12 protein-coding genes are annotated in these 13,897 nt (G+C 72.4%); 8 read left to right on the top strand and 4 right to left on the bottom strand.

The genetic code is table 11. The features are described from left to right. Positions 1-2: 2 nt before the first annotated feature. From CUT83_RS11275 to CUT83_RS11240, 8 genes are all read left to right on the top strand, one after another. Complete coding sequence (locus CUT83_RS11275; RefSeq protein WP_101255716.1) at positions 3-440, top strand: hypothetical protein; 438 nt, start codon at positions 3-5, stop codon at positions 438-440. 362 nt (positions 441-802) lie between these two features. Continuing rightward, positions 803-1,963 carry an MFS transporter gene (locus CUT83_RS11270; RefSeq protein ID WP_173915058.1) on the top strand — a complete coding sequence of 387 codons (1,161 nt, stop codon included), beginning with the start codon at positions 803-805 and terminating at the stop codon, positions 1,961-1,963. 89 nt (positions 1,964-2,052) lie between these two features. Continuing rightward, positions 2,053-2,526, top strand: coding sequence for a hemerythrin domain-containing protein (locus CUT83_RS11265; protein ID WP_101255715.1), 474 nt, complete (start codon positions 2,053-2,055; stop codon positions 2,524-2,526). Between the two features lie 234 nt (positions 2,527-2,760). Next, entirely contained in the window at positions 2,761-6,435 is a 3,675-nt protein-coding gene (locus CUT83_RS11260) for a nitrate reductase subunit alpha (protein ID WP_101255784.1), read from the top strand. Further along, a complete protein-coding gene (gene narH / locus CUT83_RS11255; protein ID WP_101255714.1) occupies positions 6,435-8,177 on the top strand; it encodes a nitrate reductase subunit beta in 1,743 nt (580 codons plus the stop codon). The genes CUT83_RS11260 and narH (CUT83_RS11255) overlap by 1 nt, the downstream gene beginning before the upstream one ends. Continuing rightward, the gene (gene narJ / locus CUT83_RS11250; RefSeq protein ID WP_101255713.1) at positions 8,174-8,875 is read left to right on the top strand and encodes a nitrate reductase molybdenum cofactor assembly chaperone; all 702 of its coding nucleotides are present in this window, start codon (positions 8,174-8,176) and stop codon (positions 8,873-8,875) included. The genes narH (CUT83_RS11255) and narJ (CUT83_RS11250) overlap by 4 nt, the downstream gene beginning before the upstream one ends. Continuing rightward, positions 8,872-9,630: a respiratory nitrate reductase subunit gamma gene (gene narI, locus CUT83_RS11245; protein ID WP_101255712.1), complete on the top strand. Its 759-nt coding sequence runs from the start codon at positions 8,872-8,874 to the stop codon at positions 9,628-9,630. Before narJ (CUT83_RS11250) ends, narI (CUT83_RS11245) begins: the two co-directional genes overlap by 4 nt. Continuing rightward, entirely contained in the window at positions 9,627-10,001 is a 375-nt protein-coding gene (locus tag CUT83_RS11240; protein WP_240957881.1) for a cupin domain-containing protein, read from the top strand. Before narI (CUT83_RS11245) ends, CUT83_RS11240 begins: the two co-directional genes overlap by 4 nt. Positions 10,002-10,089: 88 nt before the next feature. Here the strand turns inward: CUT83_RS11240 and CUT83_RS11235 are convergent, their stop codons facing one another. The 4 genes from CUT83_RS11235 to narH (CUT83_RS11220) are packed head-to-tail and all read right to left on the bottom strand — an operon-like array spanning position 10,090 to position 13,896. Then, positions 10,090-10,737: a vitamin K epoxide reductase family protein gene (locus CUT83_RS11235; RefSeq protein ID WP_241524785.1), complete on the bottom strand. Its 648-nt coding sequence runs from the start codon at positions 10,735-10,737 to the stop codon at positions 10,090-10,092. After that, positions 10,734-11,558: a respiratory nitrate reductase subunit gamma gene (gene narI / locus CUT83_RS11230; RefSeq protein ID WP_206282614.1), complete on the bottom strand. Its 825-nt coding sequence runs from the start codon at positions 11,556-11,558 to the stop codon at positions 10,734-10,736. The genes CUT83_RS11235 and narI (CUT83_RS11230) overlap by 4 nt, the downstream gene beginning before the upstream one ends. After that, positions 11,555-12,358, bottom strand: a complete 804-nt coding sequence (gene narJ / locus CUT83_RS11225) for a nitrate reductase molybdenum cofactor assembly chaperone (RefSeq protein ID WP_101255711.1) — start codon at positions 12,356-12,358, stop codon at positions 11,555-11,557. Before narJ (CUT83_RS11225) ends, narI (CUT83_RS11230) begins: the two co-directional genes overlap by 4 nt. Further along, entirely contained in the window at positions 12,355-13,896 is a 1,542-nt protein-coding gene (narH, locus tag CUT83_RS11220) for a nitrate reductase subunit beta (RefSeq protein ID WP_101255710.1), read from the bottom strand. The genes narJ (CUT83_RS11225) and narH (CUT83_RS11220) overlap by 4 nt, the downstream gene beginning before the upstream one ends. Between the last annotated feature and the right edge of the window lies 1 nt (position 13,897).

Here is a 13,897-nt window from a genome sequence, read left to right as displayed (position 1 = left end):
GGGTGGACGCATGGGCCCTCGTACGCTTCGCCCACGTCATCGGGGCCGCGCTGTGGGTCGGTGGGCAACTGGCCCTGTCGCTGGTGATCCTGCCACTGGCCCGCCGGATGCTGGCCCCCGAGGCCCGGGGGCGGTTCGTCCGGGAGGCCGGACGCCGCTTCGGGAAGCTCACCGGGACGGTGTTCCTGCCCCTCCAGTTGGCCGGCGGGGTCGCGATGGCCTGGCACAAGGGGGTGACCTGGGCCTCGCTGGCCGAGCCCGGCTACGGGCGGACCCTGGCCGCCAAACTGGCCCTGTTCACCGCCGTGATGGCCGTCGCCGCGCTGCACGGCCGGGCCCACTCCCGGGGCCGTCCCGAGCTGGCCCGGGCCCTGGCGGTCACCTCCCTGGTCGGCTCGCTGGGAGTGGTGCTCCTGGCCACGGCCCTGCCCGTCACCTGACGGGCGCCGTGCCGCGGGGGCGGGCGCCGCGGGGGCGCGCCGGGGGCGCGCCGGGCGGCCCCGGAAAGGCGAGACCAATGGTCCCTTGCGGGACCTGTTGGTCCCTTACCGCCGGACAGGGGTGTGAAGACCCTTGAGGTGCGGGCATGGCACCGGCCGCTCAGGGCACCTGGGCACACACCACCGGTTCCGGCCCGCGACACGGAGTCACCATCGAGCCGGTTGAGGACGACATGACCACACTGCCGTACGAAACGGATACGGGAACCACCATGGACCGTGAGCCGCGCGGGACGACCGCGACCGCCCGTCCGACCGCCGAGGGGACCGGCACCGACAAGACCGCGAAGCGGCGCCTGCTGATGCTGACTCTCGCCACCGTCGGCTTCGCCCTGAACTTCTGGGCCTGGGCACTGCTGAGCCCGCTGGGGCCCCGCTTCCAGGAGATCCTGGAGCTGTCCTCCTTCGAGCAGTCGCTGATCGTCGCGGTGCCGGTGATCGTCGGCTCGGTGGGCCGTATCCCGGTGGGCGCGCTGACCGACCGGTTCGGCGGCCGGGTGATGTTCCCGCTGGTCTCCGCCGCGACCATCGTTCCCGTCCTCTATCTGGGCCTGTCCGGCCATACCTCCCTGGCGGGGCTGCTGATCGGCGGTTTCTTCCTCGGTATCGGCGGCACCGCCTTCGCCATCGGGGTGCCGTTCGTCAACGCCTGGTTCCCGCCCGAGCGCCGCGGCCTGGCCGTCGGGATCTTCGGCGCGGGCATGGGCGGCACCGCCATCAGCGCCCTGACCACGGTCCAGTTGGTCAAGGACCACGGAACCGCCACCCCGTTCGTGATCACCGCCGTCGCCCTCGCCCTCTACGCGGTCCTGGCCTACGCCGTGCTGCGCGACGCCCCCGGCCGCAGCGTGCCCTCCCAGCCCCTGCTCCGCCGGCTGGCCGCCACCGCCCGCCTGGGAATCACCTGGCAGGCGTCGGCGTTGTACGCGGTGGCGTTCGGCGGCTACGTCGCCTTCTCGGTCTACCTGCCGGTCTACCTCAGGACCGCCTACGGGCTGGAGCAGACCGACGCGGCCAACCGGATGGCCGGGTTCGTGGTACTGGCGGTGCTGATGCGCCCGATCGGCGGATGGCTGTCGGACCGCTTCGGCCCGGTGCGCGTCCTGGCCACCTCCCTGGCGGTGGTGGTCGTCGGGGCCGTGATGCAGTCCTTCACCCTGGACCTGGCCCCGCAGGGCACCGTGGCCTTCCTGTCGATGGCCGTCGCCCTGGGCGCCGGCAGCGGCGCGACCTTCGCCCTGGTCTCGCTGGCCGCCCCGGCGGACAAGGTCGGCTCGGTCACCGGTGTGGTGGGCGCCGCGGGAGGACTGGGCGGATTCCTGCCCCCGCTGGTGATGGGCGCGGTCTACGGGGCCACCGACTCCTACGCGATCGGCCTGACGCTGCTGGCCCTGGTCGCCGGGGCGGCCCTGGTCTACACCCTCACCGGGGTGCGGCGGGCCGTGGAGCGGCACAACGCCTGACGGCACGCCTGACGGCACGACTGACGGCGCACCACCTGACAGCGCGCCACCTGACGGTACGGCGTCCGGGAGACGAGAGGAACGAGGAGATGTGCGAGTACTGCGGCTGCCAGTCCCTGGAAGCCATCGACGAGCTGACCCGTGAGCACGACACGGTCGTCAACATGATCGGCGAGGTGCGTGCGGCCCAAAGCGACGGCGACGTCGCCCGGATGGCCCGGGCCGCCCGGAGCATCGCCGCGGTCCTCGGCCCGCACACCGAGGTCGAGGAGCACGGTCTCTTCCCCGCGATGAAGGAGGAGTTCCCCGACCACATCGCGGCACTGGAGGACGAACACCGGCGCATCGAGTCGGTGCTGGCGGAGGCCGAGGGCGGCACACCGGCCGACCCGGACTGGCCGCGGCGCCTGCGGGAGGCCCTGGAGACGCTGCGCGAGCACATCCTCAAGGAGCAGGACGGCGTCTTCCCCGCCGCCCTGTCCGTGCTGGACACCGAGGACTGGGAGGCGGTCGCCGCCGCCCGCGGCCGCGCCGGATCGGGGATGCCCGCCGCCGCGGCCTGAGGGCGCGACCGCGCCGGTGAATGATCGGAAACACTTCCGAACGGCCCGTGTGAGATCTTGCTTCCCGGGTAGTCAACGGGTCGGCACCGGAGCGGGGCGGGGAGCGCGCATGGTCGAGGCGGGCGCCCGGCCGTCCGCGGCCCGGTGCGGGAACCGACTTCCGATCCCGGGAGGGACGCGCTGGTGAGAGCGAGGAACAGGAAGACCGCGGCGGAGACGGAGCACCGTCCCGGTCTGGACGGTGAGGTGGCCGACGCCCTGGTGGGCAGCCGCCGTTTCTTCACCCGCGCCGAGGTCTCCGAGGACCGCCGGGCTCTGTACCGCATCGGCGGACGACAGGCCGACACCTTCTACCGGGACCGCTGGTCCCACGACAAGGTGGTGCGCTCCACCCACGGGGTCAACTGCACCGGATCGTGCTCGTGGAAGGTGTACGTCAAGGACGGGATCATCACCTGGGAGGCCCAGCAGACCGACTACCCGTCGGTCGGCCCCGACCGCCCCGAGTACGAGCCCCGCGGCTGCCCGCGCGGCGCCGCGTTCTCCTGGTACACCTACTCGCCCACCCGGGTGCGCTACCCGTATGTGCGCGGGGTGCTGCTGCAGATGTACCGCGAGGCGAAACAGCGCCTGGGCGACCCGGTGGCGGCCTGGGCCGACGTCGTCTCCGACCCCGAGCGCTCCCGGCGCTACAAGTCGGTGCGCGGCAAGGGCGGTCTGGTGCGGGCCACCTGGGAGGAGGCGGCCGAGATGATCGCCGCCGCCCACGTCCACACCATCAAGGAGTACGGCCCCGACCGGCTGGCCGGCTTCTCCCCGATCCCGGCGATGTCGATGGTCTCCCACGCCGCCGGAGCCCGCTTCTACTCCCTGCTCGGCGGGGCGATGCTGTCGTTCTACGACTGGTACGCCGACCTGCCGGTGGCCTCCCCGCAGGTCTTCGGCGACCAGACCGACGTCCCCGAGTCCGGGGACTGGTGGGACGCCGGCTACCTGGTCATGTGGGGCTCCAACCTGCCGGTGACCCGCACCCCCGACGCGCACTGGATGGCCGAGGCCCGCTACCGGGGCCAGAAGGTCGTCGCCGTCGCCCCCGACTACGCCGACAACGTCAAGTTCGCCGACGAGTGGCTGGCCCCGCACCCGGGCACCGACGGGGCGCTGGCGATGGCCATGGGCCATGTGATCCTCAAGGAGTTCTTCGTCGAGCGGCAGGCCGGGCGCTTCGCCGACTACGTCAAGCGCTACACCGACCTGCCGTTCCTGGTCCGCCTGGAGGAGGGCCCGGAAGGTGTGTACCGGCCGGGCAAGTTCCTGACCGCCGCCGACCTCGGCGGGGCCGAGGCGGAGGCGGAGAACGCGGAGTTCAAGACCGTCCTGCTGGACTCGGCCACCGGTGGCCCCGTGGTGCCGAACGGCTCGCTCGGCCACCGCTACGGCGAGTCCGGCGCCGGGAAGTGGAACCTGGAGCTGGGCGACACCGATCCGCTGCTCACCGCCTCCGGCGGCGGCGAGGCGGCGGTCGAGGTCGAACTGCCCCGCTTCGACACCCCCGACGGCCGGGCCGCGTCACTGCGCCGCGGCGTCCCCGTCCGCCGGATCGGCGGGAAGCCGGTCACCACCGTCTTCGACCTGCTGCTGGCCCAGTACGGCGTCGCCCGCGACGGGCTGCCGGGCACCTGGCCCACCGGCTACGACGACGCCTCCCAGCCCTACACCCCCGCCTGGCAGGAGGCCATCACCGGGGTTCCGGCGGAGAAGGCCGCCCGCATCGGGCGGGAGTTCGCCGACAACGCCGAGGAGTCCGGCGGCCGCTCCATGATCATCATGGGTGCGGGCACCAACCACTGGTTCCACTCCGACACCATCTACCGGGCCTTCCTCACCCTGACCACCATCACCGGCTGCCAGGGCGTCAACGGCGGCGGCTGGGCCCACTACGTCGGCCAGGAGAAGGTCCGCCCCATCACCGGCTACTCGGCGCTGGCCACCGCCGCCGACTGGAACCGGCCCGCCCGGCAGATGATCCAGACCGCGTACTGGTACCTGCACACCGACCAGTTCCGCTACGACCCCTTCGGCGCCGACACCCTCTCGGCGGCCTCCGCGGGCGGCACGTTCGCCGGAAAGACCACCGCCGACGTCATCGCCCAGTCCGCCCGCATGGGCTGGATGCCGTCCTACCCCACCTTCGACCGCAACCCGCTGGCCGTGGCCGAGGACGCCGCGGCGGCCGGCCGCGAGGTGGGGGAGTACGTGGTGGACGAACTCAAGGCCGGGCGGCTGCGGTTCGCCGCCGAGGACCCGGACGACCCGGCCAACTTCCCCCGGGTACTGACGGTGTGGCGGGCGAACCTGCTGGGCTCCTCCGCCAAGGGCAACGAGTACTTCCTCAAACACCTGCTGGGCACCGACTCCTCCGTGCGCGCCGAGGAGGCGCCCGAGGGGGCCCGCCCGCGCGACGTGGTCTGGCACGAGCAGGCCCCCACCGGCAAGCTCGACCTGCTGCTGTCGCTGGACTTCCGGATGACGTCCACCACCATCTACTCCGACATCGTGCTCCCGGCCGCCACCTGGTACGAGAAGCACGACCTCAACACCACCGACATGCACCCCTACGTGCACTCGTTCAACCCGGCCATCTCCCCGCCCTGGCAGACCCGCACCGACTGGGACGCCTTCAACACCATCGCCAGGGCCTTCAGCCGGCTGGCCGCCGACCACCTGGGCACCGTCCGCGACGTGGTCGCCGCCCCGCTCCTGCACGACACCCCGGACGAACTGGCCAATCCCCACGGCCGAGTACGGGACTGGAAGGCCGGCGAGTGCGAGCCCGTCCCCGGCCGCACCATGCCCAAACTGGTGACCGTCGAACGCGACTACGCGGCAGTGGCGGAGAAGATGACCGCCCTCGGCCCCCTGCTGGACAGCCAGGGCGCCACCACCAAGGGCGTCACCTTCAAACTCGACCGGGAACTGGAGTACCTGCGCAGCAAGAACGGCACCGTCCACGGCGGCGTCGCCGACGGCCGTCCCTCCATCGCCCGCGACATCCAGGCCTGCGAGGCGATCCTCGCCCTGTCCGGCACCACCAACGGGCATCTGGCCACCCAGGGCTTCCGCAGCGTCGAGGCCCGCACCGGCACCCGACTGGCCGACCTGGCCGCCGAACACGAGGGCAAACGGGTCACCTTCGCCGACACCCAGTCCCAGCCCGTACCCGTCATCACCTCCCCGGAGTGGTCCGGGTCGGAGTCCGGCGGGCGGCGCTACTCGCCCTTCACCATCAACGTCGAGCGCCTCAAGCCCTGGCACACCCTCACCGGACGCCAGCACTTCTTCCTCGACCACGACTGGATGGCGGAGCTGGGCGAGTGGCTGCCGGTGTACCGGCCGCCGTTGAACATGCACGCCCTCTTCGACGAGCCCCAGGTCGGCAGCACCGGCGAACTGGGCGTCACCGTGCGGTACCTGACCCCGCACAACAAGTGGTCCATCCACTCCGAGTACCAGGACAACCTGTTCATGCTCTCCCTCTCCCGCGGCGGGCCGACCGTCTGGATGAGCCGGGAGGACGCGCGGAAGATCGGAGTGGCCGACAACGAATGGATCGAGGCGGTCAACCGCAACGGCGTGGTCGTCGCCCGCGCGATCGTCTCCCACCGCATGCCGGAGGGCACCGTCTACATGCACCACGCGCAGGACCGGCTCATCGACGTGCCCCGCTCCGAGACCAGCGGCAGGCGCGGCGGCATCCACAACTCCCTGACCAGGCTGATGATCAAACCCTCCCACCTGATCGGCGGCTACGCCCAGCTCTCCTTCGCCTTCAACTACCTCGGCCCCACCGGCAACCAGCGCGACGAGGTCACCGTCATCCGCCGCCGCTCCCAGGAGGTGACCTACTGATGAAGGTCATGGCCCAGATGGCGATGGTGATGAACCTCGACAAGTGCATCGGGTGCCACACCTGCTCGGTCACCTGCAAGCAGGCATGGACCAACCGCAGCGGCGTGGAGTACGTCTGGTTCAACAACGTCGAGACCCGGCCCGGCCAGGGCTACCCGCGCCGCTACGAGGACCAGGAGACCTGGAAGGGCGGCTGGGAGGTCAACAAGCGGGGACGGCTGAAGCTCAGGGCCGGCGGCCGGTTCAAGAAGCTCATCACCATCTTCTCCAACCCCAAGCTGCCCGCGCTCGACGACTACTACGAGCCGTGGACGTACGACTACGAGACCCTCACCAACGCCCCCCTGCAGGAGCACAGCCCCGTCGCCCGGCCCAAGTCCCTCATCACCGGTGAGGACATGAAGATCACCTGGTCGGCGAACTGGGACGACAACCTCGGCGGGGCTCCGGAGCACGGCGGCAAGGACGTGCTGGTCGCCGAGATCGCGGACAAGGTGAAGTTCGAGTTCGAGCAGACCTTCATGTTCTACCTGCCGCGCATCTGCGAGCACTGCCTCAACCCCTCGTGCGCCGCCTCCTGCCCCTCGGGGGCGATCTACAAGCGAAGCGAGGACGGCATCGTCCTGGTCGACCAGGACCGCTGCCGCGGCTGGCGGATGTGCGTCACCGGCTGCCCGTACAAGAAGGTCTACTTCAACCACCGCACCGGCAAGGCCGAGAAGTGCACCTTCTGCTTCCCGCGCATCGAGGTCGGACTGCCCACCGTCTGCGCCGAGACCTGCGTGGGGCGGCTGCGCTACATCGGCCTGGTCCTCTACGACGCCGACCGGGTGCTGGAGGCCGCCTCCACCCCCGACGACAAGGACCTGTACGAGGCGCAGCGGAGCATCCTGCTCGACCCGAACGACCCGGAGGTGATCGCGGCGGCCGAGCGCGAGGGCATCCCCCGCGACTGGATCGAGGCCGCCCAGCGCTCCCCGGTCCACTCCCTGATCAACACCTACAAGGTGGCCCTGCCGCTGCACCCGGAGTACCGCACCATGCCCATGGTCTGGTACATCCCGCCGCTGTCCCCGGTCGTGGACGCGGTGCGCGGCACCGGCCACGACGCCGAGGACCGCGGCAACCTCTTCGCCGCCATCGACACGATGCGCATCCCCGTCGAGTACCTCGCCGAGCTGTTCACCGCCGGCGACCCGGCCCCCGTCGACGCCGTGCTGCGCAAGCTCGCCGCCATGCGCAGCTACATGCGCGACATCAACCTCGGCCGTGAGCCCGACGCCTCCATCCCGGCCGCCGTCGGCATGGGCGAGGAGGAGATGTACGAGATGTACCGGCTGCTGGCACTGGCCAAGTACGACGAGCGGTACGTCATCCCGCCCGCCCACGCCGAGCAGGCGCACGGCCTGGAGGAACTGGCCACCGAGTGCAGCCTGGACTACGAGGGCGGCCCCGGGATGGGAGGGGCCGGGCGACGGGCGGGAGGCTCCGGCCCGTTCGGGGAGGCGTCCGGCGGGCCCGACCCGGTGGCCGTGGAGAACTTCCGGATGCTCCACGCCCGCCAGACCACCGACTCCTTCACCGACCCGGCGGACAAGGCCAATCGCGTCAACCTCCTCAACTGGGACGGAAAGGGCCGCCCGAAGGGGCTGTTCCCCGACAGTCCCGGCAGCGGGGAGGCGCCCCCGAGGGAACTGATGGACGGCACCGACCCGAACGCCGAGAGCGAGCCGAAGCCATGACCCCCCGCACCACCGACCACACCCCCGAGCGCGCCACCGGGCACACGTCCGGGCACACGCCCGGACCGGAAGCCTCCCTGCCCGCACCGGCCTGGCAGGTTCAGTCGCTGCTGCTGGCCTACCCCGACGAGCACCTGGACGGCCGCCTCCGTCTGGCCCGCCGGGTCGCGGCCGCGCTGCCCGCACCGGTCGCGGCCCCCCTGCACCGCTTCCTGGACCACGCCGAGCGCACCGGCACCGCCCGCCTGGCCGCCGAGTACGTGGAGGTCTTCGACCACCGCAGACGCTGCTGCCCGTTCCTGACCTACTACGCCCACGGCGACACCCGCAAGCGCGGTGTGGCGCTGCTGCGCATCAAGCGGACGTACGCCGCCGCCGGACTGCGCCTGACCGACGAGGAACTGCCCGACCACCTGGCCGTCGTCCTGGAGTTCGCCGCCGGCGAGCCCGAGGCCGGGCGGAAGCTGCTGACCGAGCACCGCGCCGGCCTGGAACTGCTGCGCCTGGCCCTGCACGACACCGGCGCGCCCTGGGCGCACGTCCTGGACTCGGTCTCGGCCACCCTGCCGCCGCTGGGCGGCGACGAGCGCGAGGCCGTCACCCGCCTGGCCGCCGAGGGGCCGCCCGAGGAGGAGGTGGGCCTGGCGCCCTTCGCACCGCCCCAGTACATGCCCGACCCGGTGGGAGGCCGCCGATGACGCACCTGGCCCAGAACGCCGCCGGCCCCGGCGCGCTCGACATCCTGCTGTGGGTGATCCTGCCGTACGTGGCGCTGGTGATGTTCGTCGGCGGGCATGTCTGGCGCTACCGATACGACAAGTTCGGCTGGACCACCCGCTCCTCCCAGCTCTACGAGAGCAGGCTGCTGCGCATCGGCAGTCCGCTGTTCCACTTCGGCATCCTGGTGGTGCTGATCGGCCATGTCGTCGGCCTGGTCATCCCCAACAGCTGGACCGAGGCGGCGGGGGTGAGCGAGCACACCTACCATGTCTCCGCCGTCGTCATGGGCACCATCGCGGGCGTGAGCACCCTGGGCGGGATCGCCATCCTGATCTACCGGCGCCGCACCGTCGGCCCGGTCTTCAGCGCCACCACCCGCAACGACAAGCTGATGTACCTGATGCTCACCGCGGCACTGGTGCTGGGGCTGGCCGCCACGGTGGCCGCCAACATCGTCGACGACGGCTACGACTACCGGACCACCATCTCCCCCTGGTTCCGGTCGATCTTCTACTTCCAGCCCGACCCCGCGCTGATGGTCGGCGTGCCGCTGCTGTTCCAGCTCCACGCGCTCAGCGCGCTGGCCCTGTTCGCCGTCTGGCCCTTCACCCGGCTGGTGCACATGCTGACCGCTCCGCTGGGGTACCTCACCCGTCCCTACATCGTCTACCGCAGCCGGGACACGCAGCTGGGCTCGCGTGCCACCCGGCGCGGATGGGAGCGTGTCCGATGATCACTCCGCAGGGCGGTCCCGAACCGGACCGCGAGAAACACCCCGCCGGAGAGGTGGCCGGGCTGAGGGCCCAGGGCGAGTGGCTGCTGGCCGAGGCGGGGGCGGCCGGCTCCGGGCGGAAGGCGCAGACCGTCGTCAAGGTCCCCGGACTCAGCGTGACCCTGATGGCGCTGGCCGCCGGCCACGGGCTGGCCGAGCACCAGGCGCCCGGAGCCGCGACGCTGCTGTGCCTGACCGGCCGGGTGACGCTGAGCACCGTCGAGCGGGAGTGGGAGCTGGGCCCGGAGGACCTCATCGCCATCCCCGCGGAGCGCCACCGGCTGACCGCCGACACCGACGCCCTGGTACTGCTCACCGTCCGGCTGGACTGACCCCGGCGGACCGATTCCGCCGGCCGGCCCGGCGCGGACCCGCCCCGTCACCGGGCCCGAGCCGGGCCCGGTGACGGGGCGGACCGTCTCACAGCAGGCCGGTCCAGTGGTCCCAGAAGCGGGTGAGGACCAGCAGCACGACGACGGCGTACCAGGTCGCCAGGATCACGCCGTGCAGCTCCAGCACGGCGCTCAGGACGCCCCGCGCGCGGCGCGGCACCGGCAGGACGCCGTGCCGGAGGTCGTGCAGCGTCACGTACCAGAACAGCGGGACGGTGACGGCCCACACCACGGCGCAGTACGGGCAGATCCGGCCCAGCTCGTAGAGCGACTGCTGGATCAGCCAGTGGACGAGGACGACCCCGGCCAGCGCCCCGGCGTTCAGGGCCAGCCACAGCGCCCGGTGCAGCCGCGCCCCCAGGAGCAGGGCGGCGCCGAGGGCGGCGACGGCGGCGAAGGCGCCCAGGCCGAGCAGCATGTTGGGGAAGCCCAGCACACTGCCCTGCGGGCTCGACAGCACACTGCCGCAGCCGACGACGGGGCTGAGATCGCACGAGGGCCGGTAGTCCGGGTCGCCCAGCACCCGCCAGCCGTCGGCGGTCAGCTGGAAGGAGGCCAGCCAGCCGACCAGTCCGGTGAGGGTGATGACCAGGGCCGTCGCCCGGCCCGCCCCCAGGGGGGAGCGCCGCGCCCGCGCGGCGCTCCCGGACTCCTCGGGAGCCCGCTCGGCCGTCACGCCCGGCTCCCGGTGCGGCGACCGGGCCTGTTCCCGCCGGGCCTGTTCCCGCCGGGCCGGTGCCGGGGCACCCCGCCCCGGGGGGCCGGGACCGCGGCGCCGCTCCGGCTCCGGTAGACCAGATAGGGCCGGGCCAGATAGCCGACCGGGGCGGACCACACGTGCACCAGCCGGGTGAACGGCCAGGCGGCGAAGAGCAGGCAGGCGGTCAGGGCGTGGAGCTGGAACAGCAGCGGCGCGCCGGAGATCGCCTCCGGCTGCGGCTGGAGGGCGAACAGGCCGCGGAACCAGACGGAGACGGTGGAGCGGTAGTCGTACCCCGCGCCGAACACATTGTGGGCGGCGGTCGCGGCGATGCCCAGCACCACGGTGGCGGACAGCAGCGGGAAGAGGAGCTTGTCGCTGCGGTCGGTGCCCAGCCGGACCCGGCGGGTCAGCAGCCGGCGGGCGCAGAGCATGCCCAGGCCGGCCACCATGGCCACCCCGGCGACCGAGCCCGCCCACACGGCCGTCAGATGATAGGTGTGCTCGTCGACGCCGACCGCCTCCGTCCACGAGGCCGGCACGGCGAGGCCGACGACATGTCCTGCGATCACCATGAAGGCGCCCAGGTGGAACAGCGGGCTGCCCCAGCGCAGCCACCGGTGCTCCAGCAGCTGGCTGGTGCGGGAGGTCCAGCCGAACTGGTCCTGCCGGTAGCGCCAGACGTGTCCCACCGCGAACACGGCGAGGCAGACATAGGGAACGGCCACCCACAGCAGGAGTTCGGCGCCGCTCGCCGCGGCCAGGAGGACGGGTGCGGATGCGGGTGGGGCGCTCATCGGGAGCCTTCCGGGGTCGACGGGGGCGGCATGACAGTGGGCGGGGCCTGCCGGGGCGGGACGAACGCGCCCGGCGGCGCGAACTCGCCCGCCCCGTACGGGTCGAGCCCGACGTCCTCGGCGGGCGGCCCCTGGGCGGCGAGCTCGGCGACGGCCTTCAGATCGGCCTCGGTGGCGGGCGGCAGCAGGGTCAGCAGCGCGGCGAGCACGTGCCGGTAGGGGGAGCCGCCGTCGGCCAGCGCGTGGTGGATCAGCTCCAGCCCGCGCCGGTGCAGGCGCAGCGGGGCCTCGCCCGCGCGCGGCCCGGCGAGCGAGGCGTACTCCAGGACGACCGGGAGGTGGTCGGGCAGTTCGCCGCCGTCGGTGTCCCAGCCGGTGGCGCGGTAGCGCTGGGCGAGGGTCAGCAGGGCCATGCCGCGGCGGCGGGTGTCGCCGTGCAGGTAGTAGGTGAGGTAGAGGCCGCTGCGGCGCCGCAGGTCGAAGGTCTCGACGTAGTGCCGCTCCAGCGCGTCCGGCTCCTGCCCGGCGAACCACTGGGTGAACGCGGCCAGACGCTCGGCGGCGGGGGAGGGCGGCAGCGCCCCGACGGTGGCGGTGAGCACCGGCCGGGCGGCGGTGAGCGAGGCGTCCGGGTACTGCAGCAGCAGGGACATCAGCCGCAGCAGCAGGGCCCGCGTCTCCTCCTCCTCGGGCGTGAGCGGGGCGGCCGACCGGTGCGGGCGGCGCAGGGCCGCCTTCACCCGGGTGCGGACGGTGGCCGGCGGGGGGTACCCCCGGACGGAGTTCGGGAGGGGGCTCATGCGGGGTCTCCTTCCGGGGCGGCCGGGGCGCGGCGCAGGGTGGGGATGCCGAGCATCACGCGACGGCCGTCGGAGGGCCGCGGATCGCCGGAGGACTCCACGGGACAGCGGTTCTCCATCGCGGTCAGCGCCGCCGCGTCCTCCTTGTGGGCGGCCGGGACGACGTAGCGGTCGGCGTACTTGGCGACGGCCAGCAGGCGGTGCAGGTCCTCGGCCTCACCGGGGGTGAGCCCGACGGCCCTCAGGGCCGCCTCGTCGCCGGCCTCGCCGAGGGTGCGCTCGCGCATGTAGGAGCGCAGCGCGGTGAGCTTCATCAGCACCCCGCCGACCACGTCGGTGTCCCCGGCGGTGAACAGCTCGGCCAGGTACTCCAGGGGGATGCGCAGCCGGGTGACGGCCGCGAACACGTGGTCGGGGTCGTCCTGGTCGCCGCCGGCCGCGTCGACGGCGTCCAGGACGGGCGACAGCGGGGGCACGTACCAGACCATGGGCAGGGTGCGGTACTCCGGGTGCAGCGGCAGGGCCACCCGGTACCTCATGACCAGGTTGTACACGGGGGAGCGGCGGGCGGCCTCCAGCCAGTCCTCCGGGATGCCGGACGCGCGGGCCGCGGCGATCACCTCCGGGTCGCGCGGGTCGAGGAAGACACCGCGCTGGGCGTCCAGGAGGTCCTTCTCGTCGGGGGTGGAGGCGGCCTCGCCGACCCGGTCGGCGTCGTACAGGAGCAGGCCCAGGTAGCGCAGCCGCCCCACACAGGTCTCGGAGCAGACGGTGGGCTGCCCGGCCTCGATGCGCGGGAAGCAGAAGGTGCACTTCTCCGCCTTGCCGGTGGCGTGGTTGACGTAGACCTTCTTGTACGGGCAGGCGGTCACGCACATCCGCCAGCCGCGGCAGCGGTCCTGGTCGACCAGGACGATGCCGTCCTCGACCCGCTTGTACATCGCGCCGGACGGGCAGGCGGAGACACAGGCCGGGTTGAGACAGTGCTCGCACAGCCTCGGCAGGTGGAAGAGGAAGGTCTGCTCGAACTCGAACCTGACCTTCTCGGCCCAGTCCCCGCCGAGGTTGGGGTCGCCGCCGGCGTTCTCCGGGGCGCCGCCGAGCCCGTCCTCCCAGTTGGCGCCCCAGGTGATGGAGGTGGGTTTTCCGGTGAGCACCGAGCGGGGGCGGGCGACGGGCATGTCCGGTCCGGCGGGGGCGCTGACGAGGTTGTCGTAGTCGTAGGTGACCGGCTCGTAGTAGTCCTCCAGGGAGGGCAGGTCCGGGTTGGAGAACAGTGACAGCAGCCGCCTGACCCGGCCGCCGGAGCGCAGGACGAGCCGCCCGCGCCTGTCCAGCATCCAGCCGCCCTTCCACTGCTCCTGGTCCTCGTAGCGGCGCGGATAGCCGACGCCGGGCTTGGTCTCGACGTTGTTGAACCAGGCGTACTCCACGCCGCTGCGGTTGGTCCACGTCTGCTTGCAGGTGACCGAGCAGGTGTGGCACCCGATGCACTTGTCGAGGTTCATCACCATCGCGATCTGGGCCATGACACGCATC

The organism is Streptomyces barkulensis, assembly GCF_002843305.1.
In the GTDB taxonomy this organism is placed as follows: domain Bacteria; phylum Actinomycetota; class Actinomycetes; order Streptomycetales; family Streptomycetaceae; genus Streptomyces; species Streptomyces barkulensis.
The sequence above is the reverse complement of the archived record's forward strand: the minus strand, read 5'-3'. Positions and strand labels throughout refer to the sequence as shown.